The sequence below is a fragment of the Pseudarthrobacter enclensis genome, assembly GCF_030811655.1.
GTDB classification, from domain to species: domain Bacteria; phylum Actinomycetota; class Actinomycetes; order Actinomycetales; family Micrococcaceae; genus Arthrobacter; species Arthrobacter enclensis_A.
Genome location: NZ_JAUSRE010000029.1, coordinates 1 through 26,738 on the forward strand (window position 1 = coordinate 1; position 26,738 = coordinate 26,738).

25 protein-coding genes are annotated in these 26,738 nt (G+C 63.6%); 14 read left to right on the plus strand and 11 right to left on the minus strand.

Going from position 1 to position 26,738, the window contains the following annotated elements:
- Positions 1-618: 618 nt before the first annotated feature.
- From J2X98_RS20075 to J2X98_RS20100, 6 genes are all read left to right on the plus strand, one after another.
- Positions 619-891 (plus strand): hypothetical protein, encoded by a 273-nt coding sequence (locus J2X98_RS20075; protein ID WP_307311791.1) that lies wholly within the window; start codon positions 619-621, stop codon positions 889-891.
- A gap of 159 nt (positions 892-1,050) precedes the next feature.
- Positions 1,051-3,348, plus strand: a complete 2,298-nt coding sequence (locus tag J2X98_RS20080; protein WP_307311793.1) for a bifunctional polysaccharide deacetylase/glycosyltransferase family 2 protein — start codon at positions 1,051-1,053, stop codon at positions 3,346-3,348.
- A gap of 124 nt (positions 3,349-3,472) precedes the next feature.
- Positions 3,473-4,432: a chitinase gene (locus tag J2X98_RS20085; RefSeq protein WP_307311796.1), complete on the plus strand. Its 960-nt coding sequence runs from the start codon at positions 3,473-3,475 to the stop codon at positions 4,430-4,432.
- Complete coding sequence (locus tag J2X98_RS20090; protein ID WP_186338480.1) at positions 4,429-5,082, plus strand: hypothetical protein; 654 nt, start codon at positions 4,429-4,431, stop codon at positions 5,080-5,082. Before J2X98_RS20085 ends, J2X98_RS20090 begins: the two co-directional genes overlap by 4 nt.
- Before the next feature lie 44 nt (positions 5,083-5,126).
- The gene (locus tag J2X98_RS20095; RefSeq protein WP_307311801.1) at positions 5,127-5,528 is read left to right on the plus strand and encodes a DUF3054 domain-containing protein; all 402 of its coding nucleotides are present in this window, start codon (positions 5,127-5,129) and stop codon (positions 5,526-5,528) included.
- A gap of 113 nt (positions 5,529-5,641) precedes the next feature.
- Entirely contained in the window at positions 5,642-5,923 is a 282-nt protein-coding gene (locus J2X98_RS20100) for an Lrp/AsnC family transcriptional regulator (protein WP_043456257.1), read from the plus strand.
- Positions 5,924-5,954: 31 nt separating this feature from the next.
- Here the strand turns inward: J2X98_RS20100 and trpD are convergent, their stop codons facing one another.
- Positions 5,955-7,010: an anthranilate phosphoribosyltransferase gene (gene trpD, locus J2X98_RS20105; RefSeq protein ID WP_307311805.1), complete on the minus strand. Its 1,056-nt coding sequence runs from the start codon at positions 7,008-7,010 to the stop codon at positions 5,955-5,957.
- A 112-nt stretch (positions 7,011-7,122) separates the two neighbouring features.
- Between trpD and ctaE the strand changes: the two genes are divergently transcribed.
- The 4 genes from ctaE to qcrB all read left to right on the plus strand — a co-directional run bounded on the left by ctaE (position 7,123) and on the right by qcrB (position 11,490).
- The gene (ctaE, locus tag J2X98_RS20110; RefSeq protein ID WP_331322530.1) at positions 7,123-7,797 is read left to right on the plus strand and encodes an aa3-type cytochrome oxidase subunit III; all 675 of its coding nucleotides are present in this window, start codon (positions 7,123-7,125) and stop codon (positions 7,795-7,797) included.
- A gap of 86 nt (positions 7,798-7,883) precedes the next feature.
- A complete protein-coding gene (qcrC, locus tag J2X98_RS20115; protein WP_307311810.1) occupies positions 7,884-8,672 on the plus strand; it encodes a cytochrome bc1 complex diheme cytochrome c subunit in 789 nt (262 codons plus the stop codon).
- Positions 8,673-8,771: 99 nt separating this feature from the next.
- Positions 8,772-9,842: a cytochrome bc1 complex Rieske iron-sulfur subunit gene (gene qcrA, locus J2X98_RS20120; RefSeq protein ID WP_307311813.1), complete on the plus strand. Its 1,071-nt coding sequence runs from the start codon at positions 8,772-8,774 to the stop codon at positions 9,840-9,842.
- Complete coding sequence (qcrB, locus tag J2X98_RS20125; protein WP_141941440.1) at positions 9,820-11,490, plus strand: cytochrome bc1 complex cytochrome b subunit; 1,671 nt, start codon at positions 9,820-9,822, stop codon at positions 11,488-11,490. Before qcrA ends, qcrB begins: the two co-directional genes overlap by 23 nt.
- 160 nt (positions 11,491-11,650) lie before the next feature.
- Here the strand turns inward: qcrB and J2X98_RS20130 are convergent, their stop codons facing one another.
- Positions 11,651-12,421, minus strand: coding sequence for a GntR family transcriptional regulator (locus tag J2X98_RS20130; protein WP_141941442.1), 771 nt, complete (start codon positions 12,419-12,421; stop codon positions 11,651-11,653).
- Between the two features lie 162 nt (positions 12,422-12,583).
- Between J2X98_RS20130 and J2X98_RS20135 the strand changes: the two genes are divergently transcribed.
- Positions 12,584-12,877 (plus strand): HPr family phosphocarrier protein, encoded by a 294-nt coding sequence (locus tag J2X98_RS20135; protein WP_307311817.1) that lies wholly within the window; start codon positions 12,584-12,586, stop codon positions 12,875-12,877.
- A 73-nt stretch (positions 12,878-12,950) separates the two neighbouring features.
- On the opposite strand, the gene J2X98_RS20140 is transcribed toward J2X98_RS20135, so the two are convergent.
- The 5 genes from J2X98_RS20140 to J2X98_RS20160 form a co-directional block, all read right to left on the minus strand.
- Positions 12,951-13,352, minus strand: coding sequence for a cytochrome c oxidase subunit 4 (locus J2X98_RS20140; RefSeq protein ID WP_141941446.1), 402 nt, complete (start codon positions 13,350-13,352; stop codon positions 12,951-12,953).
- Complete coding sequence (gene ctaD / locus J2X98_RS20145) at positions 13,349-15,076, minus strand: aa3-type cytochrome oxidase subunit I (protein ID WP_141941448.1); 1,728 nt, start codon at positions 15,074-15,076, stop codon at positions 13,349-13,351. The genes J2X98_RS20140 and ctaD overlap by 4 nt, the downstream gene beginning before the upstream one ends.
- A 10-nt stretch (positions 15,077-15,086) precedes the next feature.
- Positions 15,087-15,959, minus strand: a complete 873-nt coding sequence (gene ctaC, locus J2X98_RS20150; RefSeq protein ID WP_141941450.1) for an aa3-type cytochrome oxidase subunit II — start codon at positions 15,957-15,959, stop codon at positions 15,087-15,089.
- Positions 15,960-16,144: 185 nt separating this feature from the next.
- Positions 16,145-16,531: a HesB/IscA family protein gene (locus J2X98_RS20155; RefSeq protein WP_043456239.1), complete on the minus strand. Its 387-nt coding sequence runs from the start codon at positions 16,529-16,531 to the stop codon at positions 16,145-16,147.
- Positions 16,532-16,716: 185 nt separating this feature from the next.
- Positions 16,717-18,171 carry a dipeptidase gene (locus J2X98_RS20160; RefSeq protein WP_307311824.1) on the minus strand — a complete coding sequence of 485 codons (1,455 nt, stop codon included), beginning with the start codon at positions 18,169-18,171 and terminating at the stop codon, positions 16,717-16,719.
- Between the two features lie 92 nt (positions 18,172-18,263).
- Here J2X98_RS20160 and J2X98_RS20165 point away from each other — a divergent pair, with 92 nt between their 5' ends.
- On the plus strand, positions 18,264-18,866 hold the full coding sequence (locus J2X98_RS20165; RefSeq protein ID WP_307311827.1) for a DUF3043 domain-containing protein: 603 nt from the start codon (positions 18,264-18,266) through the stop codon (positions 18,864-18,866).
- A gap of 105 nt (positions 18,867-18,971) precedes the next feature.
- Here J2X98_RS20165 and J2X98_RS20170 read toward each other — a convergent pair whose 3' ends face one another.
- Positions 18,972-20,042 (minus strand): quinone-dependent dihydroorotate dehydrogenase, encoded by a 1,071-nt coding sequence (locus tag J2X98_RS20170; protein ID WP_307311830.1) that lies wholly within the window; start codon positions 20,040-20,042, stop codon positions 18,972-18,974.
- Positions 20,043-20,133: 91 nt separating this feature from the next.
- Here J2X98_RS20170 and J2X98_RS20175 point away from each other — a divergent pair, with 91 nt between their 5' ends.
- Entirely contained in the window at positions 20,134-21,093 is a 960-nt protein-coding gene (locus J2X98_RS20175; RefSeq protein WP_307311832.1) for an alpha/beta hydrolase, read from the plus strand.
- Position 21,094: 1 nt separating this feature from the next.
- Here J2X98_RS20175 and J2X98_RS20180 read toward each other — a convergent pair whose 3' ends face one another.
- From J2X98_RS20180 to leuA, 3 genes are all read right to left on the minus strand, one after another.
- Positions 21,095-21,943, minus strand: coding sequence for an isoprenyl transferase (locus tag J2X98_RS20180; protein WP_307311833.1), 849 nt, complete (start codon positions 21,941-21,943; stop codon positions 21,095-21,097).
- 2 nt (positions 21,944-21,945) lie between these two features.
- Complete coding sequence (recO, locus tag J2X98_RS20185) at positions 21,946-22,698, minus strand: DNA repair protein RecO (RefSeq protein ID WP_141941460.1); 753 nt, start codon at positions 22,696-22,698, stop codon at positions 21,946-21,948.
- A gap of 85 nt (positions 22,699-22,783) precedes the next feature.
- Complete coding sequence (gene leuA / locus J2X98_RS20190; RefSeq protein ID WP_141941462.1) at positions 22,784-24,523, minus strand: 2-isopropylmalate synthase; 1,740 nt, start codon at positions 24,521-24,523, stop codon at positions 22,784-22,786.
- Positions 24,524-24,776: 253 nt separating this feature from the next.
- Between leuA and J2X98_RS20195 the strand changes: the two genes are divergently transcribed.
- The gene (locus tag J2X98_RS20195; protein WP_307311837.1) at positions 24,777-26,729 is read left to right on the plus strand and encodes a M13 family metallopeptidase; all 1,953 of its coding nucleotides are present in this window, start codon (positions 24,777-24,779) and stop codon (positions 26,727-26,729) included.
- The last annotated feature ends 9 nt before the right edge of the window (positions 26,730-26,738 follow it).

Below are 26,738 nucleotides of genomic sequence, written 5' to 3' on the forward strand. Positions count from 1 at the left end.
CATGACCAAGTGGGTGTTTTGGCTTCCCTCGTCACCCCTGACGCCGGGGTCTGATCAAGGAATACGCCAAGACTCAATCCGCAGGGATGCCAGTAACGCGAACCTGGACCGTGCGGTCCTCCGGTACCCCTCAATGGCGACGCCGGATTGAGGCGCCCACCACCGATCCGAGTCCAAGACCCAGCGCGCATCCCCAGAATGGTGATTGGAAGATGGCCAGCCCCAGGCTGATTCCCAAGGCAGCTCCTACGAGGCTGCAAATCCACAGGGCTTTGTTCACTGCGCCTCCGGTCCGAGTGGGCTGGCCATGGTCCTGCTGTGACCTTACTGCATCCCCCTCCCCCTATCTGGCGGAAACGGGGGGCATGGCCCGGAAGTTGGGTAGCTCACACCCATGCGCGCTGCCGGTGGACGTCCTACTCTTTTGGACACGGCGGCAGGCCAGCCGGTTCTGCTGCGGGCGCGCATTGAAATAGCCTTTCCGGCCTTTCTTTTGTTCATGCAGACGGCGGCGGCGCCCGGTTCTCCCTTTAGCTCCAAGGACGCCCCATGCGTGAAGTCCTCCGCCCCGTAAACTGCACCCATCCCGGTGCCACCTGTGAGGGATGCCGATCGCTAATGCGCGACCAAGCCCTGAAGCATGCCCCCGGAAGACCCGTCCTGCTGTTGCGCCCGGCGCCGGTCAAGGTCCGGTCCTGTGTGGGCAATGCCGTGGCCTACACGGTGACGGACGTCCTCGTGGAATGGGACGAAGACTCCTGCTACCACCTGCGGTGGGAAGCGAGTTGGCTGGTTCGCAGGTGCACCGGCCAACAGGCAGTGAACAGCAAGGATGACGTACCCCTTCCCTCGCGCTTTGGGGCCATGGGACCTGCCCCCTCGCATAGGTAGGTAATACCTAACTCTTCATTGAGGTACGCGTTACGCGTGATGGGCCCGAACGCTGAAACCTATTCTCGTGTCTCCGGCCAGCCCTCACGGGCGACTCCAATGCAGTTCCCATTTGTAGGAAGAGGCCCAATGTCGAACCTCTCACCTCACTTACCAGCTGTGCAGCCACCAGTGTTCTTCGATGTCACCGGCACCCGCTGGCACAGGATCCTGAATGCTTTCCTGGCCTCAACGCTGGCCCTGGGGCTGGTTCTCGGGGTGGTGCTGCCGGCAGTTACCGCGCCGCTTCAGCATGCCCCATTGAACCAGACCCCGGACTATCCCCGTCAACTGCTTGCGCAACAGGACCTGAAAGACATCCCCCGGGTCGGGTACGACCAGGGCAATGAGATCTTCCACCGCATTGCGCTCGTGGAGCGGCGCGACGGCATCGATTACCTGAAGGATCCCTTCAGCAACCAAGTATGGCGGGAGGCAACAGCAGAGGAAGCCGCGACCATAGGAAACAAACCGTACGCCCTCGAAGCCTATGGCCTGCCTCCCGACCGCACGCTCATGCTCACCTTCGACGACGGACCGGATACTCGATTCACCCCGGAAATCCTGGACCTCCTATCGCATGAAGGAGTGCCCGCCACCTTCTTTGTCGTCGGTCAAAATGTCGTCGAAAGTCCGGATATCATCCGCCGCATGATCCGGGAAGGCCACATGGTGGGCAACCACACCATGAGTCATATCGACTTCTGGGCGCATGACGACGCCTTCAACCGGCAAGAGATCATCGGCGAGGACCGTGTGCTGCGGGCTGTTGACAACTACGCCTCCAGGCTGTTCCGGATCCCAGCCGGAAACCCTGAGAACAACACCCTCGCCCTGCTTCAGTCACAGCAACTGGGGTATCTGGACGTCAACATGGACCTCGATACCCGGGACTGGGAGTACAAGCCGGGAACCCCGATTCCTGCCCCGGAACTGGATGGACTTGGCCACGTCATGCTGGTCCATGACGGCGGCGGGGACAGGACAGCGACAATTGAAATGTTGAAGAAATTCATTCCCAAGGCCAAAGCCCAGGGGTACCGGTTTACCACCCTGGAGCCCATGCTGCCAGCTGCCTTTGTCCCCCAGCACAGCGTCACCCCCGGCTTCCAGGACAGCCTGACCTTCGGCGCTCTTACTGCCTACCTGGTAACGCCGAACGTGGTACTGACCTGGTTGTTCTGGTTTGGCGTTGGGTCACTGACCATCCTGACATTCCTTTTCGTGCTGCTGGCCCTCATCAGCAATTTCAAGCAAAGGAAAAGGAAGTGGGACCCGCCCGGCTCCACGGACTGGCCATTTGTCAGTGTTGTCCTCCCGGTCTTCAACGAGGAACCGGTCGTCCGCAAGACCCTGGATGCACTCAGGGCCAGCGACTATGCGCACTTCGAAGTGGTGGCGGTAGATGACGGATCCACAGACGGCACCCTTGAGGTCCTCAGCAGCTACGCAGAGAAGTGGCCGCAGCTCCGCGTCTACACGCAGGCCAACTCGGGCAAACCCGCGGCAAGCAACTACGGCATAGCGCAGTCGAAGGGGGAAGTCATCGTGACTTTGGATGGCGACACATTGTTTGAACCGCGCACCGTCAGGATGCTGGCCCGCCATTTTGTGGCACCTTCGGGGACCAAGGAGATAGGCGCCGTTGCCGGTCACGTAAAGGTAGGCAACCGGCGTAACCTCGTGGCGGCGTGGCAGAGCCTGGAGTATCTCTCAGGCATCTGCGTCACCAGGATGGCAGAAGGCCTGATGGGTGCCATCTCCATCGTGCCGGGAGCATGCGCAGCATGGCGCAGGGAGGCGCTGGTCAAAGCCGGTGGATACTCCGATGCAACATTGGCGGAAGATGCGGACTTGACGCTGTCCCTGCAGCAACTGGGCTACAGCATCGTGCAGGAGAACAACGCCGTGGCATGGACGGAGGCGCCGCTGACGATTCGGGGGCTGTTCAAGCAGCGGTTGAGATGGACCTACGGCAACATCCAGACCCTCTACAAACACCGCTCCATGCTCTTCAACCCCAAGTTCGGTGCGCTGGGATTGCTCACCATGCCCTACGCACTGGTCTCGGTCCTGGTTCCGCTCATCTTCATGCCGCTGACCGTGGGCGTAGCCGTACTGAGCCTTGCACGCGGCGAATGGCAGGCGATCGCGCTGTTTTCCGCCTTCGTCATGGCAACTCATATGGTGATCTCCGTGGTCGCGGTCCTGATGGTGCATGAGAGTCCCTCGCATCTGCTCATAGTGCCGATCTACCGGCTCATCTACGAACCCCTGCGCGCATACGTCGTATTCGGCGCAGCCCTGAGGGCACTGAGGGGATCCGCCGTCGGCTGGTACAAACCCCAGCGGACCAACAGCGCCGTACTGCCATCCTCCATTACCGACAACCACCCACTCTCCCCCACCTCCGTGTGACATGTCAGCGCTGCAAAATACGCGTCTAAAGCGGTGGGGAGCGCCCCTTCTGGCGCTGGCTTTCGTCCTGACAGGCTGCGCGGGCACTCCGGCGGGCGGCCAGGGACCAAACGAACCAACTCCAGTGCCGGCCGTCGGCTGGTTCGGAGGCTACCTTGACGTCACAGTGCCGCCGGGGCCGGTCCTGGAGAACGCCGCTGGCGGACGGGCCACGACGCTGCTCGCCTTTGTCACTGCCGACCCCGCGCAGCAGTGCGTTCCTTCCTGGGGCGGAACCGTCAGCCTCGATGAAGCGGCCAGGACGCTGCAGCTCGATGACAAGATCCGGAAGTTCCGGGCGGCAGGCAATGACGTTGCGGTCTCATTCGGTGGTCAACGCGGACCGGAACTGGCAACCGTCTGCCAGGACGCCGCCGCTCTCGCGGATGCCTATACAACTGTCATCAACCGCTATTCACTGAACGTAGTGGATCTGGACGTGGAAGGGCAGGCAGCCGACCCCGTCGCGGCCAAAGCGCGGGCAGAGGCTCTGGCCCGGATCCAGGCTCAAAGGCCCAAGGGCAACCCCCTGCGGGTCTGGCTGACACTCCCCGTGGCAAGGGATGGCCTCGGCAGCAAGGGTAAGGACAACGTGAAGGCGATGCTCTCCGCCGGGGTGGAACTCGCGGGCGTGAACATCATGACCATGAATTTCGGCCCACTCCGGGAGGGAGAGAGCATGCTCGCAGCGTCACAACTTGCAGCTGAGGCCACGCACCAGGACCTGGAGCAACTGTATTCCGGCGCCGGCAAACCCGCCGATGCCGGAAAGATCTGGCAGGGCATCGGGCTCACTCCCATGGTGGGCGACAACGATGTGGCGGGAAATACTTTCTCCGTGCAGGATGCGTCAGGCCTGAACAGCTTTGCGCGCGAACGGGGCATCGGCCGGCTGTCCCTTTGGTCCATCAACAGGGACAACGGATGCAGCCCGCTGGCGGCGGATGGGCCCCCGGGGCCATCAGCTGACTGCAGCGGCGTCGAGCAGGACGCCGGCGACTTTACCAGGGCGCTCAGCAACAGTTTCACCGGCAGCAGCCAATGACGGGACCGCAGAACACCTCCAGCCCGGACCGGCCGGCCCGCGCATCCGCCAGGCGGCGGGTCAAACCCGGCCTGGCGGCGGCAGTCTCATGCTGCCTTGCGCTGGCGGTCGATGCCTGCACCGGGACAGCCTCCCATGGCGGGGACGAATCAGTGCGGACAGACGTTGTTGTCACGGCCTACACCTGGTTCGACAACACACCTCCTGGCTCTGCCCTCATCAGCAACCCCGTGCTCCACAAAACGGCCGGGGGTACGGGGACGTACTCTGATCCGGTGACTCTCGCCGTCGGGCATTCCCGTTCCACTGGTGAGGACGTCCTCGACATTCCGGCAGGCACGCGGATCTACCTCCCGGACGTCCGCCGCTATTTCATCGTTGAAGACACCTGCGGGGACGGGCCAAGACCTGAAGAAGGCCCCTGCCATACCGGCGCCGCGAAATTCGGGAATGCTTCACTGTGGATCGACATGTGGATCGGCGGAAAGGATGAGTCAGGCTCCTTCGTCCGAAACTGTGCACGGAAGGCGACAGGAATCACAACTGCGATCTTCAACCCGCAGGACCACTATCCTGTGGCGTCCGGTCACGGCGTTATTCATGACGGCAAGTGCGATGCCGGGTATGGAAAGGGCGTGGCCGGGAAGTAGGCGCGTGGAAGTCCGGCTGCGCATCGGCCGCTAAGCTCGAAACCATGAGTTCCTTGAAAACCACGCCGGCGAAATCCACCTCAGTGAAGGCGGTACTTGCGGCGGTGGCAGCGGACATCCTGCTGATCCTCGCGTTCGCTGCGATAGGCCGCGATGCGCACCACCGCGCGGAGGCCGTCCTGGGCGTACTCCAGACGGCATGGCCTTTCCTGGCAGGCGCGGCTGCGGGATGGATCGCATCCCGGGCCTGGCGTGCACCCTTGTCCTTCCTCCGGGCAGGTGTTCCGGTATGGCTCGGCAGCCTGGTCGGGGGCATGCTCCTCCGGGCACTGACTGCACAGACCGTTGTGCTTCCTTTCATCATCGTGGCCACCCTGGCCCTGGCCGTGTTCCTGCTGGGCTACCGTCTTTTGGTGGCGGGCTTTGGCAGGCTCCGCAAAAAATAGCCGCCGGAACCGCAGCAGGGGCGGCCGCCGCGAAATGTCGCCCGTGTAATAGGCTGGTGCAGAGAAAACCTGCCGGGCCCTGCCGCGGCGGAACTGATTGAAGGGGTTCAAACGTGGTTACCGCATTTGTTCTGATCAAGACTGACGCCGCACGCATTCCGGAGACGGCAGAGGAGATCTCGGCCATCGAGGGCATTAGCGAGGTCTATTCAGTGACGGGTGAATGGGACCTGATTGCGGTGGCACGCGTGCACCGGCACGAGGACCTTGCCGACGTCATCGCCGACCGCCTCTCCAAGGTTCCCGCGGTAGTCCACACCACCACACACATCGCGTTCCGGGCTTACTCGCAGCACGACCTGGACGCTGCGTTTTCGCTGGGCTTCGAACAGTAAGCTGCCCACCGTTGGAGACCCCGGAGACTTTTCAGGCGCGGGATAGGGAAACCCAACGGTCCAGGACGGCAGCGGCAGCACCGGTGTCGATCGACCGGGCCGCCCGCGCGTAGGCGTTCTGCATCCGGGCAAGGAACGGACCCTCGGCGTCACTGTCGAATGCGACCAGACCGGCGGCGGCGTTTACCAGCACTGCGTCCCTCGCCGGGCCCTCTTTGCCGGCCAGTACGTCACGGACAACTCCTGCGTTGGCCGCAGCATCGCCGCCCCGCAGCTGCTCCACCGTGGCAAGTCTGATTCCGAGGTCCTGCGGGGAGAAACGCAGTTCGTTGACGCTGCCGTTCCGGATCTCCCAGACAGTGGAAGGCCCGGTCGTGGTGAGCTCGTCCAGGCCGTCGTTGCCGCGGAACACCAGTCCCCTGCTCCCCCGCCGTGCCAGGACGCCCGCCACCAGCGGCGCCATGCGGGCGTTGGCCACGCCTACGGCCGAGGCCTGCACATTGGCAGGGTTGGTCAGCGGTCCCAGAAAATTGAATGCAGTGGGGATGGCCAGTTCGCGGCGCGGAACCGCGGTATGCCGGAATGATGGGTGGAAGACCTGCGCAAAGCAGAACGTGATGCCGGCCTCTTCTGCATTGCGGACCACCTGGTCGATGGTCAGGTCAAGCCGCACCCCCAGGGCCTCGAGCACGTCCGCCGATCCCGACGACGACGACGCGGCACGGTTGCCATGCTTGACCACCTTTGCCCCGGCACCGGCCGCGACGAGGGCGGCCATGGTGGAGATATTCACGGTGTTAAGTTGGTCACCACCCGTGCCGACGATGTCGAGTTTTTCGCCGGAAATTGCCACGGGCCTGGCGTGGGAAAGCATCGCCTCAACGAGGCCGGACAGCTCGTCCACCGTTTCGCCCTTGGCGCTGAGGGCTACCAGGAATCCGGCGATCTGGGCGGGCGTCGCTTCCCCGGACATGATGGTATCCATGGCCCAGGAGGTGTTCTCCGCTGTGAGGTCGGTGCCCTTGATCAACGCGCAGATCAGCCTGGGCCAGGTGTTGCCGGACGCTGCAGATGCCAGTGAAGTCACCTGCTGATGCTATCTACCCATACGGTGCACTGACCAATGTGAACGGGGTCCGGAACTTTTCCGGGCAATTTCGCGTCTTTGTAGAAAAAGTCCCCCGAAAAGGCGGTTTGCGTTGGGCAGCACGGACTTTTACAGACATAATGTCTATGTGACATCTGCGACCCATGCCCCCAGTACCCCGGCGCACCCAACGCTGAATCGCCCCAACATGGTTTCCGTCGGAACCGTTGTGTGGCTCTCCAGCGAGTTGATGTTCTTCGCCGGTCTCTTTGCCATGTACTTCACGCTCCGCTCCACCAGCGGGCAGTTGTGGGCGGAAGAGACAGCCAAGCTCAACTTCCCCTTTGCGCTCGTTAACACGATTGTCCTCGTGGCCAGTTCCTTCACTTGCCAGATGGGCGTCTTCGCTGCAGAGCGGCTACAGCCCCGGCGTACCGGAGGTGCGCTGCAGTTCGCCCGCTGGGGAATGAACGAATGGTTCACCCTTACGTTCCTTATGGGCGCGTTCTTCGTTGCCGGCCAGACCACCGAGTACGCCATGCTGGTCTCGGAGCATGTCTCGCTCTCCTCCAACGCCTACGGTTCCGCCTTCTACATGACCACAGGCTTCCACGGCCTCCACGTCATCGGCGGCCTGATCGCCTTCCTGCTCATCATGGGCCGGTCCTTCGCCGCGAAGAAGTTCGGACACTTCGAAGCAACATCCGCGATCGTCACTTCTTACTACTGGCACTTCGTTGACGTCGTGTGGATCGGCCTCTTCCTGGTCATCTACGTACTCAAGTAGCCAGCTTTGATTCTTTTTCTACAAGAGGCAGAATTTCAGGTAGCGGCTCCCGGAGCCGGCGCAGGATCGAATAAAGGAACCACCACGTGAAGGCACTCTCACAAAAGCGGCGTCACCCACTTGCAGCAATAGCGCTGCTTCTGATGGGGCTACTCGTCACGGGTGGGCTGTACGCCGCGGCAACCTCCATGAATGAGGCCAAGGCGAGCACCACCACCGCAAGCGCAAGCGACGTCGAAGAAGGCGGCAAACTGTTCGCCGCCAACTGCGCCACCTGCCACGGTATGGGCGCGAGTGGTTCCAAAGACGGCCCTTCACTCGTGGGCGTTGGCGCAGCTGCAGTTGACTTCCAGGTGGGCACCGGCCGCATGCCGATGCAGATGAACGGTCCCCAGGCCATGAAGAAGCCGGTCCAGTTCAATGAGCAGCAGACCTCACAGCTTGCAGCCTACGTAGCTTCCCTGGGAGCCGGCCCGGCAATTCCTGCGGACGACCTGACAAATGGTGGCGGTGACGCCGCAAAGGGTGGAGAGCTTTTCCGCACCAACTGCGCCATGTGCCACAATGCCGCAGCAGCTGGCGGTGCGCTGACCCAGGGTAAATTCGCACCGGCCCTGGCCGATGTCACCGGTAAGCACATTTACGAGGCCATGGCTACCGGCCCCCAGAACATGCCGGTGTTCAACGACGCCAACATCAGCCCTGAAGGCAAGAAGGACATCATCACATTCCTGAAGCAGATCGAGACCACCGGTTCGCCGGGCGGTGCCGACCTCGGCTCCCTCGGCCCGGTTGCCGAAGGCCTGTTCGTATGGGTTGCTGGTCTCGGTGTGATTATCGCTTTCACCATCTGGCTGACCTCCCGCACGTCCTGACGTTTCGGCGGGACCAACACACTTCTGCTGCCCTGTCAGCAGCTTGAAATTAGAAACTAACCCGGCGAGAGTCGGGACGAGAGAAGGATGAGGCGAATTATGGGCAACCATAGTGACGGCAGTCCGAACCACTCGGGCACCGTAGCTACGGCTGGTCAGAATGAGGTGGAGAAGTTCCAGGATCCTGGAATTCCCCCGCATCGTTTGCGCCTGGCTGACACGGACCCGAAGGCCGCAAAGCGGGCAGAACGGCAGGTCGCCTTACTGTTTGGCATCTCGGTTGTTGGAACCCTGATCTTCCTGGTGGCGTACTTCGCCATTGATCTGGGCAACGACTCCAGCATTGCCACTATCCGGCTCCAGAACGCCCTGCTCGGCATAGGCACTGCCTTCGCCATGCTGGGCATCGGTACCGGCATCGTGCACTGGGCCAAGGCCTTGATGCCCGATCACGAAGTCTCCGAGGAGCGCCACGCGATCCGCTACGAGGAGGACCGCCAGGCTGCTGTCCGCATCGTCGACGACATCGTCGAGGAAACCGGCATTAAGCGCCGCCCGCTGATCCGCAACACCCTCCTGGGTGCTGTAGCGCTTGCTCCGCTTCCCGCGGTTGCCATCTTTGGCGATCTTGGTCCGCGGCCTGACGACAAGCTCGCACACACTATGTGGGCTCCCCAGGACGGAAAGCTCAAACGACTTACCCGCGACCCCGACGGAACTCCCATCAAGGCCTCGGATGTCACCATCGGCTCCGCCTTCCACGTGATCCCGGAGGGCCTGAACGAGCTGCAGGAAGGCAAGCTCAATGAGAAGGCCAAGTCTGTTGTCCTCCTCATGCGCCTGGATCCTTCGTCGCTGCATCCCTCCAAGGGACGCGAGCAGTGGGGTTACAACGGCATCGTTGCCTACTCCAAGATCTGCACCCACGTCGGTTGCCCCGTTGCTCTGTACGAGCAGCAGACGCACCACCTGCTGTGCCCGTGCCACCAGTCCACCTTTGACCTCACGCAAGAGTGCAAGGTGATCTTCGGCCCCGCCAGCCGTCCTCTCCCCCAGCTGCCCATCGCAGTTGATGACGAGGGCTACCTCGTCGCTACCAGCGACTTCCATGAACCCGTAGGACCAAGTTACTGGGAGCGTGATGAGCATGAGCGCAACATCAACAGCTGAACCCGCTTTCGTCGCTAAAACAAAGGCGGGCCGGTTTACCGACTTTGTTGATTCCCGCGTCGGCGGTTCCGGCATCCTTCGCGAATTCGGCCGCAAGGTCTTTCCGGACCACTGGTCGTTCATGTTCGGTGAGGTGGCGCTGTACTCCTTCGTCATCCTGCTGCTGTCGGGTACTTTCCTGACGTTTTTCTTCGACCCGTCCATGGCCGAGACGCATTACGACGGTTCCTACACGCCCCTCAAGGGCGTGGAAATGTCGGTGGCGTACAGCTCGTCCCTGAATATCTCGTTTGATATCCGCGGCGGCCTGTTCATGCGCCAGGTGCACCACTGGGCTGCGCTGCTGTTCGTGGCATCCGTAGCGGTCCACATGCTTAGGGTGTTCTTTACCGGTGCCTTCCGCCGTCCGCGTGAAATGAACTGGGTTGTCGGCAGCGTGCTGCTGATCCTGGCCATGGCAGCCGGCTTCACGGGCTACTCCCTTCCCGATGACCTGCTTTCCGGCAACGGCCTGCGAATCATCGACGGTGTTATCAAGTCCATCCCGGTTATCGGCACGTACATCTCCTTCTTCCTGTTTGGCGGAGAGTTCCCGGGCACGGCCATCATCAGCCGCCTGTACACGCTGCACATCCTGCTGGTACCGGCCATGATCCTGCTGATGATCGTCCTGCACCTGTTCATGGTGGTCATCCACAAGCACACGCAGTACCCCGGTCCTGGCCGCAACGACAACAACGTTGTGGGCTACCCTCTCGGTCCTGTGTACGCAGCGAAGGCCGGCGGCTTCTTCTTCATCGTGTTTGGTGTCCTGGCCCTGATGGCTGCGTTCTTCACCATCAACCCCATCTGGAACTACGGTCCGTACGACCCCTCCCCTGTTTCGGCCGGCACTCAGCCTGACTGGTACATCGGCTTCGTTGACGGTGCACTCCGCTTGATGCCAGGCAACCCGTTCGGCTGGCACGTTGAGCAGGTCTGGTTCGGACATGTGTTCACCTTCAACGTGCTGCTGCCGGCACTGGTACCGGCTGGGATCCTGTTCACCGTCATGTTCACGTACCCGTGGATCGAGCGCTGGGTTACCAAGGACGACCGGGAACACCACGTCCTTGACCGTCCGCGCAACGCACCCACCCGCACCGCCATCGGTGTGGCCGGCTTCGTCTGGTATTGCGTCATGTGGGCCGCTGCAGGTTCGGACCTCATCGCAACGCACTTCCACGTTTCGCTGAACGACGTGACGTACTGGCTGCGTGCACTGTTCTTCATCGGACCGATCATCGGCTTCATTGTCACCAAGCGTGTGGCCCTTGCACTGCAGCGCAAGGACCGGGAAATCGCACTGCACGGCCGTGAGACCGGACGTATCGTCCGACTCCCGCACGGCGAGTTCATCGAAGTCCACGCGCCCCTGGACGAGTACAAGCGCTACAAGCTGGTTGGCTTTGAGTCGCCGCAGGTGATTCCGGCCCAGCCCAACGAGCACGGCGTCGTCACCCGCAAGGAAAAGCGGCGCGCCTTCCTCTCCCGCTGGTTCTTCGAGGACCGCGTTGCCCCGGCAACGCCTGCTGAGCTTGAGGCAGCCCACGGCCACGGCCACGAAGCTGTTGAAGCCGCAGAGGGAAGCAAGAGCCTGACGCACTAATCCCCAGTGTGGACAGGAAAGGCCCGATCCATTCAGGATCGGGCCTTTTCTGCGTTGCCGGGCCGGCAGGGAGCTGTAGAGCCCGCCAGTATCGCGGTCGTTGGAGGACCCTGCCAGGCCACGCTTGAAGAGGGCGGCGGCGGTGCTGCCGGGTAAAGGGCTAGTGGTTGCGGGCGCGCCTGGCTCCGGGCCGCTGCAGAGGCACCCAGAGTTTGTACCGGTCCGCGCGGTAGTACGAAACTGAGTAGTCCACCATGGCCCGTGCAACGAACGCGTGCCGCTGGATTTTCAACAGCGGCGCCCCCACCTCAACATTCAGCAGCCGGGCAGTGGAGGGCGAAGCGGCGGTCGCCTCGATCATGTCCTCTCCCCACTCCATAACCAGGCCGAACTGTTCGCTGAGCACGTTGTACAGCGACGTGGGCGGCTCGCCGTCTAGCAGCCCGGGAACGCGGTGCGCCGGAATGAAGTTTTCGTCCACGCTCATGGGCTCGCCGTCCGCAAGGAGCAACCGCCGGAAGCGGACCAGCGGGGTCCCTTCATCCAGCTGCAGTTCGCGGGCAAGGAACGCGCTGGCGCCTATTTGTTCGAAGCTAAGCACCTTGGCCGCCGGAACCATGCCGCGACGCTGCATCTCTTCGCTGTAGGAGGTCAGCTTCACCTGGAGGTCTACCTTGGGCCGCCGGACAAACGTCCCCAGGCCCACTACGCGTTCGATGACTTCCTCCCCCACCAAGGCGTCAATGGCCTGCCGGACTGTCATCCTTGCCAGGCCGAAACGCTCGGCAAGATCGCGCTCGGATGGAAGAGCCGAGCCGGGAGGGCAGGACTCCGCGATGAACGTACGAAGAATTTCACGCAGTTGAACGTATATGGCGGTCCCACTGGTGCGATCTATCTCGCCCGTAATGGCCGTGGCGCCAGCTGCCATGGTTTCTCTCCTGCTTTCGGGTTTGCAGCCAATTCTAGAACGGTCTAGACCAGCGCGGCGACCACGGCAGTCTTTAGTGAGGCCACCCAGCTCCCGCTATATTTGGTGAGGAAATTTCGCAATAGACGGGCGGGGGCCGTCGTTTCAAGGTAGGGAGTCCCCTTGCTAACAGAGAAGGCCGTGGTGGCAGCACCTGTGGGCCTGCATGCCCGTGCTGCCGCGGTATTTGTCCGCGCCGTCACCGACACCGGGCTTCCGGTCACCATCAGCAAGGCCGGCGCCGCCAAGGTGGACGCGCGTTCCCTGCTGCAGGTGATGACTGCCGACTTCCCCCATGGGTGCGAGGTAGAACTGTCCGTCAGCGGGAACGTCCTGCAGGACGCTCTGGCGCATCAAACCGCACTGGACGCACTCCGCGGCATCCGCGAACTCCTGGAGTCGCAGGGAGCCCCCTAAAGGCTGCGGAAACCGCAAAAACGACGTCGGGCCCCACCATTGGTGGGGCCCGACGTCGTTTTAGGTGTTTTACTTAGTGCGCGTGGTCGCCGCGGCTGTATTCATACACCCAGCCAACGAGTGCCACGATGGCGATGCCACCGGCAATGAAAATGATCCAGGCACCCACGGCCAGGCCGAGGAAGCCGGTGGCGCAGGCAATCCCCAGAACCAGGGGCCACCAGCTCCAAGGGCTGAAGTGGCCCTGCTCGCCGGCGCCTTCATGGATTTCAGCGTCGCTGCGGTCCTCGGGCCGGAGGCCTACGCGCTTACCCGTGAAGCCAAGGTACGCGCCGATCATGCCGGCGAGGCCGCCCACCAGCAGGATACCCAGCGTACCCACCCACTCACTCCAGCTGGTGAGGAAGCCGTAGACGAGTGCGACAGGGACGAAGAAGAAGACTCCAGAACCAAAAATCCAGGATTCGATTTTCACAGTGCGGTGTCCTTCTGGTCGGCGTTGCCGAGAACCGCTGCTGCGGGAGCCGGCGACTCAGCGGTGTGGACCTGGCGGAGTTCGGGGTGGTGCAGGTCCAGTGCGGGACGCTCCGAACGGATCCGGGGCAGGGACGTGAAGTTGTGGCGCGGCGGCGGGCAGGATGTGGCCCACTCGAGTGATGCACCGAAGCCCCACGGATCATCAACCTGGACACGCTCTGCACTGCGCCAGGTGATGTAGATGTTCCAGAAGAACGGGATGAGGGACGCACCGAGAACGAACGACGAGATGGTGGAGAACTGGTTCATCCAGGTGAAGTTGTCCTCTGGCAGGTAGTCGGCGTACCGGCGGGGCATACCCTCGACACCCAGCCAGTGCTGGATGAGGAACGTTCCGTGGAAGCCCAGGAACAGGAGCCAGAAGTGGATCTTGCCCAGGCGCTCGTTGAGCATCTTGCCGGTCCACTTGGGCCACCAGAAGTAGAAGCCGGCGAACATGGCGAACACCACGGTGCCGAACACCACGTAGTGGAAGTGCGCCACCACGAAGTAGGAGTCCGAAACGTGGAAGTCCAGCGGCGGCGAGGCCAGGATGATGCCGGTAAGGCCGCCGAAGAGGAAGGTGATCATGAAGCCGATGCTCCACAGCATGGGGGTCTCGAACGTCAGCGACCCCCGCCACATGGTGCCGATCCAGTTGAAGAACTTCACGCCAGTGGGCACCGCGATCAGCATGGTCATGAAGGAGAAGAACGGCAGGAGGACTGCACCGGTGACGTACATGTGGTGCGCCCACACGGTCACCGACAGAGCGGCGATCGCGATGGTGGCGTACACCAGGCCCTTGTAGCCGAAGATCGGCTTGCGGCTGAACACCGGGAAGATCTCCGAGACGATGCCGAAGAACGGCAGCGCGATGATGTACACCTCGGGGTGCCCGAAGAACCAGAACAGGTGCTGCCAAAGGACAGCGCCACCGTTGGCGGGATCGAAGATGTGCGCACCGAACTTGCGGTCCGCACCCAGGGCGAACAGGGCGGCGGCCAGCGGCGGGAAGGCCATCAGCACCAGGATGGCGGTGATCAGGGTGTTCCACGTGAAGATCGGCATCCGCCACATGGTCATGCCGGGAGCGCGCATGCAGATGATGGTGGTGATGAAGTTGACCGCACCGAGGATGGTGCCGAAGCCGGACAGTGCCAGCCCGAAGACCCACAGGTCACCGCCGATGCCGGGGGTGAACGTGGTGTTGGACAGCGGCGCGTAGGCAAACCAGCCAAAGGACGCAGCACCCTGCGGCGTGATGAACCCGGACACGGCAATGGTGGAGCCGAACAGGAAGAACCAGAACGCCAGCGCATTCAGGCGGGGGAAAGCAACGTCAGGGGCGCCGATCTGCAGCGGCATGATTACGTTGGCAAACCCGGCGAACAGCGGGGTGGCGAACATCAGCAGCATGACCGTGCCGTGCATGGTGAACAGCTGGTTGTACTGCTCCTTGGTCTGCAGGATCTGCATGCCGGGCTCAAACAGCTCGGCGCGGATCAGCAGCGCCATCACGCCGCCCAGGCAGAAGAACACGAACGACGCGATCAGGTACATGTACCCGATGGTCTTGTGGTCAGTGGAGGTGATCCAGTTGACGACGATGCGCCCCTTGGATTTGGGTACCACGGGAGCCGGCAGGACTCCCGCTGGTGCGGATTGGGTGTACGTAGCCACGTCGCTCCCCTTACTTGGTTTCGTTCAGGTTCGGGTTGCGGTCGTAATCCACGCCGAGCAGGCCGGTGTTGCCTTCAGCCTTGAGCTGGTCCATGTGGGCCTGGAATTCGGATTCCGACACCACCTTCACTCGGAACAGCATTTCGGAGTGGTACTCGCCGCAGAGTTCGGCACACTTGCCGTCGTAGGTGCCCTCTTTAGTGGGGGTGAACCGGATGTAGTTGGTCTTGCCGGGGATCATGTCGCGCTTCTGAAGGAAAGCGGGGACCCAGAAAGAGTGGATGACATCGCGGGAGTTGAGTTCGAGGTCGACGGACTTGTTGACCGGCAAGTACAGGGTGGGGAGCTGTTCCTTGTCAATGGGGTTGCCCGTGAGGTGCGCCTGGACGCCGGCCTCGTGGAGGTCTTCCTGGATGACGTTGCCGGACTTGTAGTTGAAGTCCCAGGCCCACTGCTTGCCGCGGACGTCAACTACGACGTCGGCCGGCTGCGAACGGTCATCGATGGCCTGCTGGTCGCGGTCGGTGAAGTAGAAAAACACCAGGACCATGAAGATGGGGATAGTCAGGTAGAAGACCTCGAGCGGGAGATTGAAGCTGGTCTGCCGCGGGAAGCCTACGGTTCCCTTGCGGCGGCGGTAGGCAACCAGGCACCAGATGATCAGGCCCCATGTAATGGTGCCCACCACGAGCGCAGCAATCCATGAGTTGACCCAGAGGTCCATGATGCGGTCGGTGTTGCTGGTGGTGCCACGTTCAGTGGGCATCCACCCTTTCTCTACCTCTGGCGAACATCCGGTCAAAACCAACGCGCCGGCAATTGCCAAGCTTGAGATCGTGGTGATCGTTTTGCGTCGGCTGCCGGTTCGGTTCTGCGAACTCACAGACGGCCCTTCCTACTTGTTGCTGTTGTCCGGGCAGCCAAAGGCGCTCCGGGCACAAAAAAGTTTTACTACTCGGTGTAGAGCTTACCGCTCCGCCGGGCGTTTCGCCCACATGTCCGCGCCGAGCCCCCGTGCCGTTTTGGACGGCAGGAAACCCGGCGCGGACATCAGGCGAAATAACCGGCTTAGTGGAATGAATCACCGCAGGCGCAGGAGCCACCGGCGTTCGGATTGTCGATGGTGAAACCCTGCTTCGAGATAGTGTCCTCGAAGTCGATGCTGGCCCCGCTCAGGTACGGAACGCTCATCTTGTCGACAACAACTTCGACGCCGTCAAAGTCGCGCACGGCATCGCCATCAAGGAGCCGTTCGTCGAAGTAGAGCTGGTAAATCAACCCTGAGCATCCACCGGGCTGCACTGCCACGCGCAGGCGCAGGTCCGTCCGGCCTTCCTGCTCAAGGAGGCTGCGTACCTTCCCGGCGGCGACGTCGGTCAGGTTGACCTCGTGAACGGGCAGTTCGTCGCTGGCCACGGTGGTGGCGGTGCTGGTTTCGTTGGTTGAGGTGCTCATTGGCCTACCTTCTTAGGACGGTCTGGCGGCGCCGCCGGAACGGCGCCTGCCCCTACAAATACGGTATGGGCTATAGCTACATGCTACGCGCGGCAGTCCTGTAGCTCTAACTCCTGGCGTAACCGTCAAAGCAGTCCGGTTGTTCCCTGGAAGCCCGTACGATTCGCGATGCCTTAAAAAGGACCTTAGTGCTGCGCAGCAAGACCTTCGCCGTTGAATCGGGCAAGCATCAGCGCCTCTGCCAGGATGGCGTTGCGGAAGTCGCCGATATGGAGGGACTCGTTGGCGCTGTGGGCCCTCGAATCCGGGTCCTCCACGCCCGTAACCAGGATCTGGGCAGCCGGGTACAGCTCAGTCAGATCCGCAATGAACGGAATGGAGCCGCCAATTCCGGTTTCCACGGCGCGAACGCCCCAGGCCTCCCCCAGGGCCCACAGGGCCACGGACGCAGCGGGCGAGGAAGTGTCGGTCCGGAACGGGTTGCCGGCCTCCCCCGGAGTGAAGACGACCCTGGCCCCGAACGGCGCGTGCGATTCCACATGCCGGCGCACAGCTTCCATGGCTTCTGCGGGATCCTGGCCCGGCGCCAGCCGAAGGCTGAACTTGGCCCGCGCGCGCGGCAGCAGGGTATTGGATGCCACGTCCACGGCGGGGGCATCGAACCCGATGATGGAGAGTGCCGGCTTGGTCCACAGCCGTGAGGCGATACTTCCCGTCCCGGCAAGCCTGACCCCGTCGAGCACCGAAGCGTCGGTGCGGTAGTCCGCTTCCGGCATGTCGACCGAGGCCGTGTCCCGGGCGACCAGGCCCTCGATGGCCACGGTGCCGTCGTCGTCGTGAAGCGTTGCGATCAGGCGGGACAGCAGGGTGGGTGCGTCCAGCACCGGACCGCCGTACATGCCCGAGTGCACGGCGTGCTCCAGGACCTGCACCTCTATGGTGCCGTCCACCAAGCCGCGAAGGCTGGTGGTGAGCGCAGGGACCCCGACTTTCCAGTTGCCCGAATCGGCCACCACGATGACGTCGGCCCGCAGCAGCTCGCGGTTTGCCTCAAGGAACGGGCGGAACGTGGGTGATCCCGCTTCCTCCTCGCCTTCGATGAAGAAGGTCACCCCAAGCCCCAGGGAACCGGCCAGGACGTCCGCCACGGCGGTGTATGCAGCGATGTGCGTCATGATCCCGGCCTTGTCATCGGCGGCACCACGGCCGTACAGGCGGCCGTTTTTCTCGACGGCGGCGAAAGGCTCGGTTTCCCACAGCGACTCGTCGCCCACCGGCTGGACGTCGTGGTGGGCGTACAGCAGGATGGTCGGCTTTCCTTCGGTGGCAGGACGGCGCGCGACGACGGCCGGCCCGCCGGGGGTGCCGTCCGCTTTGTTGACGGAGAGTACCTGGACGTCGGCAAGGCCGGCGCCACGCAGGAGTTCGGCGACGGCGTCAGCGCTGCGTTCCAGCGGTGCCCGGTCAAAGCTGGGCCAGGCTATACCTGGGATGGATACGAGATCCTTGAGCCTTGAGAGCGTCCGGTCGAAGGAGCGGTCTACCGCCGAACGGAGATCTTCCGTCCTGTCGGTTGTCCCGGTGTCCATTCCCGGGGTGTCTGTGGTGCTGTGCGGGGTGGCCGCCGGTGATGAAGTCATGGCCAAAACATTACCCCCGTCACATTCGGCGGCCGTCTGCGCCAACCGCGGGCACAGGCAAAGGGCGGGCCGCTGCAAGGTATTCTGGTCAGGTGTTCGGACGTAGAAAAGAAGCGCCCACGGCGCAGGAAACCATAGACCAGCAGGCAGCGGAGGCGGCTGCGCGGCAGAACAGCGCCGTCGGAAAGGGGGCGCCAACCCCTACGCGCAAGGCACAGGAAGCTGCCCGCAAGCGCCCGCTGGTGCCCGAGGACCGCAAGGCCTCCAAAGCTGCCGAACGCCAGGCCGTCCAGGACCAGCGCCTGAAGATGCGCCGGGCCCTGGATACCGGCGACGAGAAGTTCCTGCCGCTGCGGGACAAGGGTCCGCAGAAGCGCTTTGCCCGTGACTTCGTGGACGCGCGGTTCAACCTGGGCGAGTACCTGATGTTTGGCGCCCTGCTCTTCGTGCTGGTCTCCCTGGTAGTCCCGGCCTCCAGCGACATGATGATCTACGTCCTCGGTGCTTTCTGGGTGATGTTCCTGGCCGTTTTCGTGGACGTTTTCATCCTTTCGCGGAAGCTTCGCAAGCGGCTGGCCGAAAAGTTTGGCGCTGTGGAGGGCGGTACCGTTTGGTACGGTTCCATGCGCTCCCTTCAGTTCCGCAAACTGCGGCTTCCCAAGCCCCAGGTGCAGCGCGGGCAGTACCCCGCCTGAACCGTCACCACTTCAAGACAGAAAACCCCGGCGGGATGATCCCGCCGGGGTTTTCTGTCACTTGATCCTTGTCACGCTCCCGGGGTGCCCGCGGCACCCCCAGGGTCAGGAGCGGCGGTTCTTTGCCAGCTGCCTGTTGATCCTGGCTGCCCAGAACGGTCCCTCATACAGGAAGGCGGTGTAGCCCTGCACCAGGGTTGCACCGGCGTCGAGCCGCTCCTGGACGTCCTGCGCCGATTCCACGCCGCCGACCGCAACGAGGGTCAAAGCGTCTCCGGCAGCTTGTTTGAGCCGCTTCAGCACCTCGAGCGAACGTTGCTTCAACGGTGCGCCCGACAGCCCGCCTGCACCGCATTTCTCCACCTCGTCCGCAGGCGAGGTCAGTCCCGTCCGGGCGATGGTGGTGTTGGTGGCGATGATGCCGTCCAGCTTCAGGTCCAAGGCAAGCCGTGCAACGTCGTCGATGTCCTCGTCGCTGAGGTCAGGGGCGATCTTCACCAGCAGCGGCACATGGCGCCCGGCGGCATGGTCGGCTTCCTGCCCCACCGCGGTGAGAAGGGGACGCAGCGTCTCCACGTCCTGGAGCAGCCGCAGTCCGGGCGTGTTGGGTGAACTCACGTTCACCACGAGGTAGTCCGCGGCAGGTGCCAGGCTGCGGGCGCTGACCAGGTAATCGTCCACTGCGTCGGCCAGCTCCACCACCTTTGTCTTGCCGATGTTGACGCCGATGACCGGCCGCACCGCCGGGTAGCGGCGCTGAAGCGCGGCACGCGCTGCCTTGAGCCGGGGGGCCACGGCCGCGGCGCCGTCGTTGTTGAATCCCATGCGGTTGATGACCGCACGGTCCTTCACCAGGCGGAACAGCCGCGGCTTGTCGTTGCCGGGCTGGGCCTGTCCGGTGATGGTGCCTACCTCCACGTGGCCGAAGCCAAGCTCAGTGAGAGCCTCGATGCCGTGGCCTTCCTTGTCGAAACCGGCAGCCAGCCCGAAAGGCGAGGGAAAGGTGACACCGAAGGCCGTGGTCCGCAGCGACGGGGCCGGCGCCGTCAGCTTCTGAAGCACCTTCCCGGCACCTGATGCATGCGCGAGGCGGATGCCTTTGAATCCGATCTTGTGGGCGCGCTCGGCGTCCATCCATGAAAAGGCCAGCCTGAAGAAAGTGGGGTAAACGCGCATGGCTCCAGTTTCCCGTCTCTTGGGCGCGGTGCCAAAACGAAGAAGCCGGCGGCAGGACATAAGTACCGGGGCGCCGGTTTAGCATGAGGGCATGCAGTGGGAGCAGGACATCCTGGGCGCGGACTTCGAGTCCCATTCCTTCGTGGCGGCGGGACCTGACGGGGTGGAACGCACGGCCACCCTGGTCCGGCTCCGGCCGCCGCGGCAGGACGGCGCCGCCGCCCTCCCCCGCCGCGCTGTGCTCTTCCTGCATGGTTGGAGCGATTACTTCTTCAACACCGACCTGGCGCGGTTCTGGGCTGCGGCCGGCTACGACTTCTACGCCCTGGACATGCACAACCATGGACGGAGCCTGCGTCCGGAGTCACCGGGCGGTTACGTGGACGACCTTGCCGCCTACGATGCCGAAATCGAGGAGGCATGCCGGCTCATCAGCCTTGAAGGGGCGCCGGGACCCGTGGCTTTGATGGGCCATTCCACCGGCGGACTGGTGGCGGCCCTGTGGACCAGCAGGCATCCGGAGGCGGTATCGCTGCTGGTCCTTAACAGCCCGTGGCTTGAGATGCATGGCAGTTCGCTGGTGCGGCGTGCCGCCTCCGGCATGGTGGGTCCTGTGGCCCGTCTCCGGCCTCAGACAGTACTCCGCCTGCCTGAGCGGGGCCACTACTGGCGCACCATCAGCAGTGCGGCCGATGGCGAGTGGCCGCTTGACGAGCGCTACCGGCCGCGGATGGCCTTCCCCGTGCGGGCGGGCTGGCTAAGTGCGGTGCTGGCCGGGCACGCAAGGGTGGCCCGGGGCCTGGAGATCGAGGCGCCGATACTTGTCCTGCTCTCCAAGGGCAGCGCCAATGGGCTGCTGTGGTCGGAGGAAATGCGCCGCACGGACGCCGTCCTGGACGTCAACACCATCAGCGCGAGGGCACTCAGTCTGGGCCGCACGGTGACCGTGGAACGAATCGACGGCGCCCTCCACGACGTGCTCCTGTCCCCCGAGCCCATCCGGTCCGATGCCTACTCGCGGCTGTCCCGCTGGCTGCGGGCGTACGGCTGAGTTACTGCAAGGGAAGGCTCTGGCCCGGGTTCGCGGGCGCGGCGGCATCCACCGCACCGCCGTAGCGCCGGTCACGCCGGGCATATTCCTCGACGGCAGCCCAGAGCGTGCGCCTGTCCACGTCAGGCCACAGCGTGTCCATGAAGACGAACTCCGCGTAGGCCGACTGCCACAGCAGGAAGTTGGACAGCCTCTGCTCCCCCGAACTGCGCAGGAAGAGGTCCACGTCCGGGAGGTCCGGTTCGTCGAGGTATTTCTGGATGGTCCGTTCGGTGATGGCACCCGGTTTTAGCTTGCCTGCCGCAACGTCGGCGGCGATGGCGGACACGGCATCAGTGATCTCAGCGCGGCCGCCGTAATTAACACACATGGTCAAATTACATGTCGAGTTGCCGGCCGTGAACTCCTCGGCCTCCTCCAGTTCCCGGATCACGGAGCCCCACAGCCGCGGCCTCCGTCCTGCCCACCGGATCCTGATTCCCCAGTCATCCAACTGGTTCCGCTGGCGTCGCAGCACATCCTTGTTAAATCCCATCAGGAAGCGGACTTCCTCAGGCGACCTGCGCCAGTTCTCGGTGGAGAAGGCATAGACACTGACGTACTCGATGCCCAACTCGATGGCACCGGCCATCACGTCCAGCAACGCCGGCTCGCCCGCCTTGTGCCCCTCGATCCGCGGCAGGCCCCGCTGATTGGCCCAGCGGCCGTTGCCGTCCATGACGATGGCCACGTGCCGGGGAATGAATTCCGCCGGGATGGACGGCGCCACCGCGCCGGAGGGGTGCGGGTAGGGCGCCACCACGGGATGGGTGCGCCTGCGGGCTGCGTCGTTCTTCTTTCCCATGGCCACTGTCAGCTACGCTCCACATGTTTGAGGGACTTCAGTACTCGTTCCAGGTGCCACTGCAGGTATGCAGCTACCAATCCCGCAGCTTCCTTGCGGTGCTGGGGCAGGGAAGAGTCCGCCGTGGCCCACTCCCCCGTCAGCAACGCCGCCAGCAGGATGACGGTCTCGGGCGCGGGCGCGGGGGACCCTGGCGGGCGGCACTGGGGGCAGACCATGCCGCCCAGCGGTGCGGAAAACGCGGTGTGCGGACCGGCCACACCGCACCGGGCGCAGTCGGTGAAGCTCGGAGCCCAACCGCCGGTGGCAAGGGCGCGCAGCAGGTAGGAATCCAGGATCAGGCCGGCGGCATGTTCGTCGCGGCTCAGGGAAGCAAGGGCCCCCACCAGCAGGTTGTACTGCGCGGTTCCGGCCTCACCGTCCACGTCGGTAAGCTTTTCCGCCGTCTCGGTCATGGCCGCGGCGACGGTGTACCTGCCATAGTCAGCAGCGATGCTCCCGCCGTATGCACCTTTGGCAACAGCCTGCGTGACAATGTCCAGCGTGCGGCCCGAGACCAGCTGGAGGTCCGCCACCATGAAAGGTTCAAGCCGGGCGCCAAAACGGCTGCTGGTGCGCCGGACCCCCTTGGCGACGGCGCGAACCTGCCCGTGGTGCTTGGTCAGGAGGGTAATAATCCTGTCCGCCTCGCCCAGCTTGTGGGTACGGAGCACCACGGCGTCGTCCCGGTATGCCCGGGAGGCAAAAGACTGTTGGACCACGCTCTATCTTCCCATCCTGCGGGGGCAGGAGCTGGCAGGACCCGGTGGTGCCGCCGGAGCAAACCGGCGGCACCACCGTCCCGTATCAGGCTTGGGCGTCCCGGATGGCCCGGTTGACCGCTGAGATAACGGCCTTGAGCGAGGACATGCTGGTGTTGGCGTCGATGCCGACACCCCAGAGGACGCGTTCACCAACGGCACATTCGACGTAGGCCGCGGCCATGGCGTTGCCGCCTTCGGACAGGGCGTGCTCGCTGTAGTCCAGCACCCGGACATCCACGCCGTCCTCGTGCAGGATATTCAGCAGGGCAGCAATAGGACCGTTTCCGGTGCCCGTCCGGCTCACCTGCGCACCGTCAATGGTGAGCGAAGCGTGAAGCGTCATGCCGCCGTCGGCGTCCGTCTCCGTTTTGACCCCGCCCAGGGAGTAGCGTCCCCACTGGCCGTCCGCCTTGCCGGAGGGCAGGTACTCGTCCTGGAAAATCTGCCAGAGCTGGGCGCCGCTGACCTCCCCGCCCACGGTATCCGTGCGGCGCTGGATGACCCCGGAGAACTCGATCTGGGCGCGGCGGGGCAGGTCCAGGCTGTGCTCGTTCTTCAGCAGGTAGGCCACGCCGCCCTTGCCGGACTGGGAATTCACGCGGATGACAGCCTCGTAGCTCCGGCCCAGGTCCTTCGGGTCGACCGGGAGGTACGGAACCTGCCAGGTGAAGTCGTCCACAGCCTTGCCGGCCGCGGCAGCATCACGCTCCAGCGCTTCAAACCCCTTCTTGATGGCGTCCTGGTGGGAGCCGGAGAAGGCCGTGAACACCAGGTCACCGCCATACGGGGAGCGTTCCGGGACGGGCAGCTGGTTGCAGTACTCCACGGTTCGGCGGACGTCGTCAATGTTGGAGAAATCAATCATGGGGTCGATGCCCTGTACAAACAGGTTCAGCCCCAGGGTGACCAGGTCCACGTTCCCGGTACGCTCGCCGTTGCCGAAGAGGCAGCCTTCAATGCGGTCTGCGCCGGCCATGTAGCCCAGCTCGGCGGCCGCCACTCCGGTGCCGCGGTCGTTGTGCGGGTGCAGGGAGAGGATGATGCCCTCACGGGGGTGGAGGTGGCGGCTCATCCACTCGATGGAGTCGGCGTAGACATTCGGCGTGGCCATTTCCACCGTGGCGGGCAGGTTGATGATCACCTGGCGGTCGGCGGAAGCTTCGAAGACATCGGCCACAGCATTGCAGACCCGCACGGCGTACTCGAGCTCGGTGCCCGTGAAGGACTCCGGGGAGTATTCGTACGTCACGTGCGTGTCAGCGAGCGTTTCCTCGTACTTCTTGCACAGGCGCGCGCCCTGGAGTGCGATGTCCAGGATGCCGTCCTCATCCTGGTTGAAGACCACGCGCCGCTGCAGTACAGAGGTGGAGTTGTAGAGGTGGACGATGGCCTGCTTGGCGCCTACGAGGGACTCATAGGTGCGCTCGATGAGGTGTTCGCGTGCCTGGGTCAGGACCTGGATGGTGACGTCATCAGGAATGTGGTTGCCCTCGATGAGCTGGCGGACAAAATCGAAGTCCGTCTGTGAAGCGGAAGGGAATCCGACCTCAATTTCCTTGTAGCCCATACGGACCAGCAGGTCGAACATCTTCATCTTGCGGGCCGGGCTCATGGGGTCGATCAGTGCCTGGTTGCCGTCGCGCAGATCCACCGCGCACCACCGCGGCGCCCTGGTGATGACCTTGTCCGGCCAAGTGCGGTCCGGGAGTTCAACCTTGATCTGGTCCTGGAACGGCGTGTACCGGTGGGCAGGCATTCCGGAGGGCTTCTGTGCGTTTCGCATGATGTTCGTGGCCTTTTCTATCGATCTTCAGTGAAAGGGTGGCCGGGCAACACAAACTCCGCAGCGAGGGTGGGCCGTCCGCTAGATAGCGTCTGTGGCCTCGCCGCGGCAGCTAAGGAGAAGGAGCTCTGCACGCACTCTTTGAGGGTAACACGGGTGCGTAAGATGAAAGGGCACTACCGTCCGTAAAGTCCAGCATGCAGACGCCTCGGGTGTACCGCCCGGCAGCGGCGTCCCAGCAAAAGGAGTTGCCGTGCCCATTTCGGGGATCGATCTGTCCACCTTTGATCACACAGTCCGGCCACAGGACGACCTCTACCAGCACGTCAACGGCGCCTGGCTGAAGACCACCGAGATTCCCGACGACAGGCCCCTTGAGGGCACCTTCACGGCACTCCGCGACGGGTCGGAGATTGCTGTCCGGGACATCATCGAGGAAGCTGCGGCCAAGGGCGCGGACGCCAGCGGGATCGAGCGGAAAATCGGGGACCTCTACAACAGCTTCATGGACGAGGCGACAGTGGAAGCCAAGGGCATGGAGCCCATCCGGGGCCGGCTCGCTGAAGTGGCCGCCACCGGATCGGTGCCGGAACTCATTGCGCTTGCCGGCCGGTTATTCCGTGCCGACGTCGGCGGCCTGTTCTACATCTATCCCGCTCCCGATGCAGGAAATCCGGACCGGGTCCTGTTGTACACGGGGCAGGGCGGCCTGGGCCTGCCGGACGAGTCCTACTACCGGGAGGAGAAGTTCGCGCCCGTCGTTACGGCCTACACGGCGCACGTGGAGAAGATGTTCGAACTGGCAGGACTTCCGGATCCCCACGGCGCTGCCGGGCGGGTGGTCCAACTGGAGACAAAGCTGGCCTCGCACCATTGGGACAACGTCACACTGCGGGACCCGCAAAAGACGTACAACCTGAAGACTGCAGACCAGGCCAATGCGCTCTTCCCGCTCCTGTCCACCTGGTTTGACGCTGCGGGAATCGACCCGGACAAGCGCGCCGAAATCGTGGTGAGCACTCCTGACTTCTTCTCCGGGGCGGCGGCGCTCCTGGACGAAGTACCGCTGGCCACGTGGCAGGAATGGCTGGCCATGCGCGTCGTCAGCGCGGCTGCACCGTACCTGTCCCCCGCGTTTGTGGACGCCAATTTCGCCTTCTATGGCACCACCATCAGCGGCACGCCCCGGAACAAGGACCGGTGGAAGCGCGGCGTCGCCGTCGTCGAAGCCGCCCTTGGCGAGGCCGTGGGGCAAATATACGTGGCGCGCCATTTCCCCGAGACGCACAAGGCGCGCATGCAGACCCTGGTGGCCAACCTCATTGAGGCCTACCGCCGCAGCATCAATGACGTCGGCTGGATGGGTGCGGACACCAAGGCAGAGGCCCTTCGCAAGCTTGAAGCCTTCCGGGCGAAGATCGGCTACCCGGACGAATGGATCGATTACTCCGCCGTGGAAATCGACCCCCGCGATCTGCTGGGGAACGTGGAGCGCGCCCACAATGCGGACGTCGACAGGCACTTGGACGAGGTGGGCAAGCCGGTGGACCGGAACAAGTGGCTGATGACGCCGCAGACGGTCAATGCGTACTACCACCCCATGATGAATGAGATCGTGTTCCCGGCGGCCATCCTGCAGCCTCCGTTCTTCACTGCCGACGCGGATGACGCGGTCAACTACGGCGGCATTGGCGCCGTCATAGGCCACGAAATCGGCCATGGCTTTGATGACCAGGGATCACAGTTCGACGGCGGAGGGGCGCTGCGGAACTGGTGGACGGACCAGGACCGCCAGGCGTTCGAGGCACTGACGGCCCGGCTCGTGGCGCAGTATGAGGCGTTGTCCCCCACCGCCGCACCGGGGCACCATGTCAACGGCAGGCTCACGCTCGGTGAGAACATCGGAGACCTGGCGGGCCTCACCATCGCCTACAAGGCATACCTGATCAGCCTCGAGGGCAAGGAACCGGAGGTCCTTGACGGTATGACGGGTCAGCAGCGTTTCTTCGCCTCCTGGGCTGCCGGGTGGCGCCAGGTCATCCGGCAGGAAGAGGCCATCCGGCGGCTGGCCACCGATCCCCACTCCCCTAACGAGTTCCGAACCAATGCCATCGCCCGGAACCTGGACCCGTTCCACGAGGCATTCGACGTCACCGACGAGGACGGCATGTGGATGCCCCCCACGGAGCGCGTCAGCATCTGGTAGCCGGAACCC

What these genes read in the sequence shown, in the direction of transcription:
- J2X98_RS20175 (WP_307311832.1), top strand. Translation starts at nt 20,134, where the DNA reads ATGCAGTGGGAGCAGGACATCCTGGGCGCGGACTTCGAGTCCCATTCC.
- J2X98_RS20170 (WP_307311830.1), bottom strand. Translation starts at nt 20,042, where the DNA reads ATGCGCGTTTACCCCACTTTCTTCAGGCTGGCCTTTTCATGGATGGAC.
- J2X98_RS20155 (WP_043456239.1), bottom strand. Translation starts at nt 16,531, where the DNA reads ATGAGCACCTCAACCAACGAAACCAGCACCGCCACCACCGTGGCCAGC.
- J2X98_RS20160 (WP_307311824.1), bottom strand. Translation starts at nt 18,171, where the DNA reads ATGACTTCATCACCGGCGGCCACCCCGCACAGCACCACAGACACCCCG.
- J2X98_RS20095 (WP_307311801.1), top strand. Translation starts at nt 5,127, where the DNA reads ATGAGTTCCTTGAAAACCACGCCGGCGAAATCCACCTCAGTGAAGGCG.
- leuA (WP_141941462.1), bottom strand. Translation starts at nt 24,523, where the DNA reads ATGCGAAACGCACAGAAGCCCTCCGGAATGCCTGCCCACCGGTACACG.
- J2X98_RS20090 (WP_186338480.1), top strand. Translation starts at nt 4,429, where the DNA reads ATGACGGGACCGCAGAACACCTCCAGCCCGGACCGGCCGGCCCGCGCA.
- J2X98_RS20130 (WP_141941442.1), bottom strand. Translation starts at nt 12,421, where the DNA reads ATGGCAGCTGGCGCCACGGCCATTACGGGCGAGATAGATCGCACCAGT.
- qcrB (WP_141941440.1), top strand. Translation starts at nt 9,820, where the DNA reads ATGAGCGCAACATCAACAGCTGAACCCGCTTTCGTCGCTAAAACAAAG.
- qcrA (WP_307311813.1), top strand. Translation starts at nt 8,772, where the DNA reads ATGGGCAACCATAGTGACGGCAGTCCGAACCACTCGGGCACCGTAGCT.
- J2X98_RS20075 (WP_307311791.1), top strand. Translation starts at nt 619, where the DNA reads ATGCGCGACCAAGCCCTGAAGCATGCCCCCGGAAGACCCGTCCTGCTG.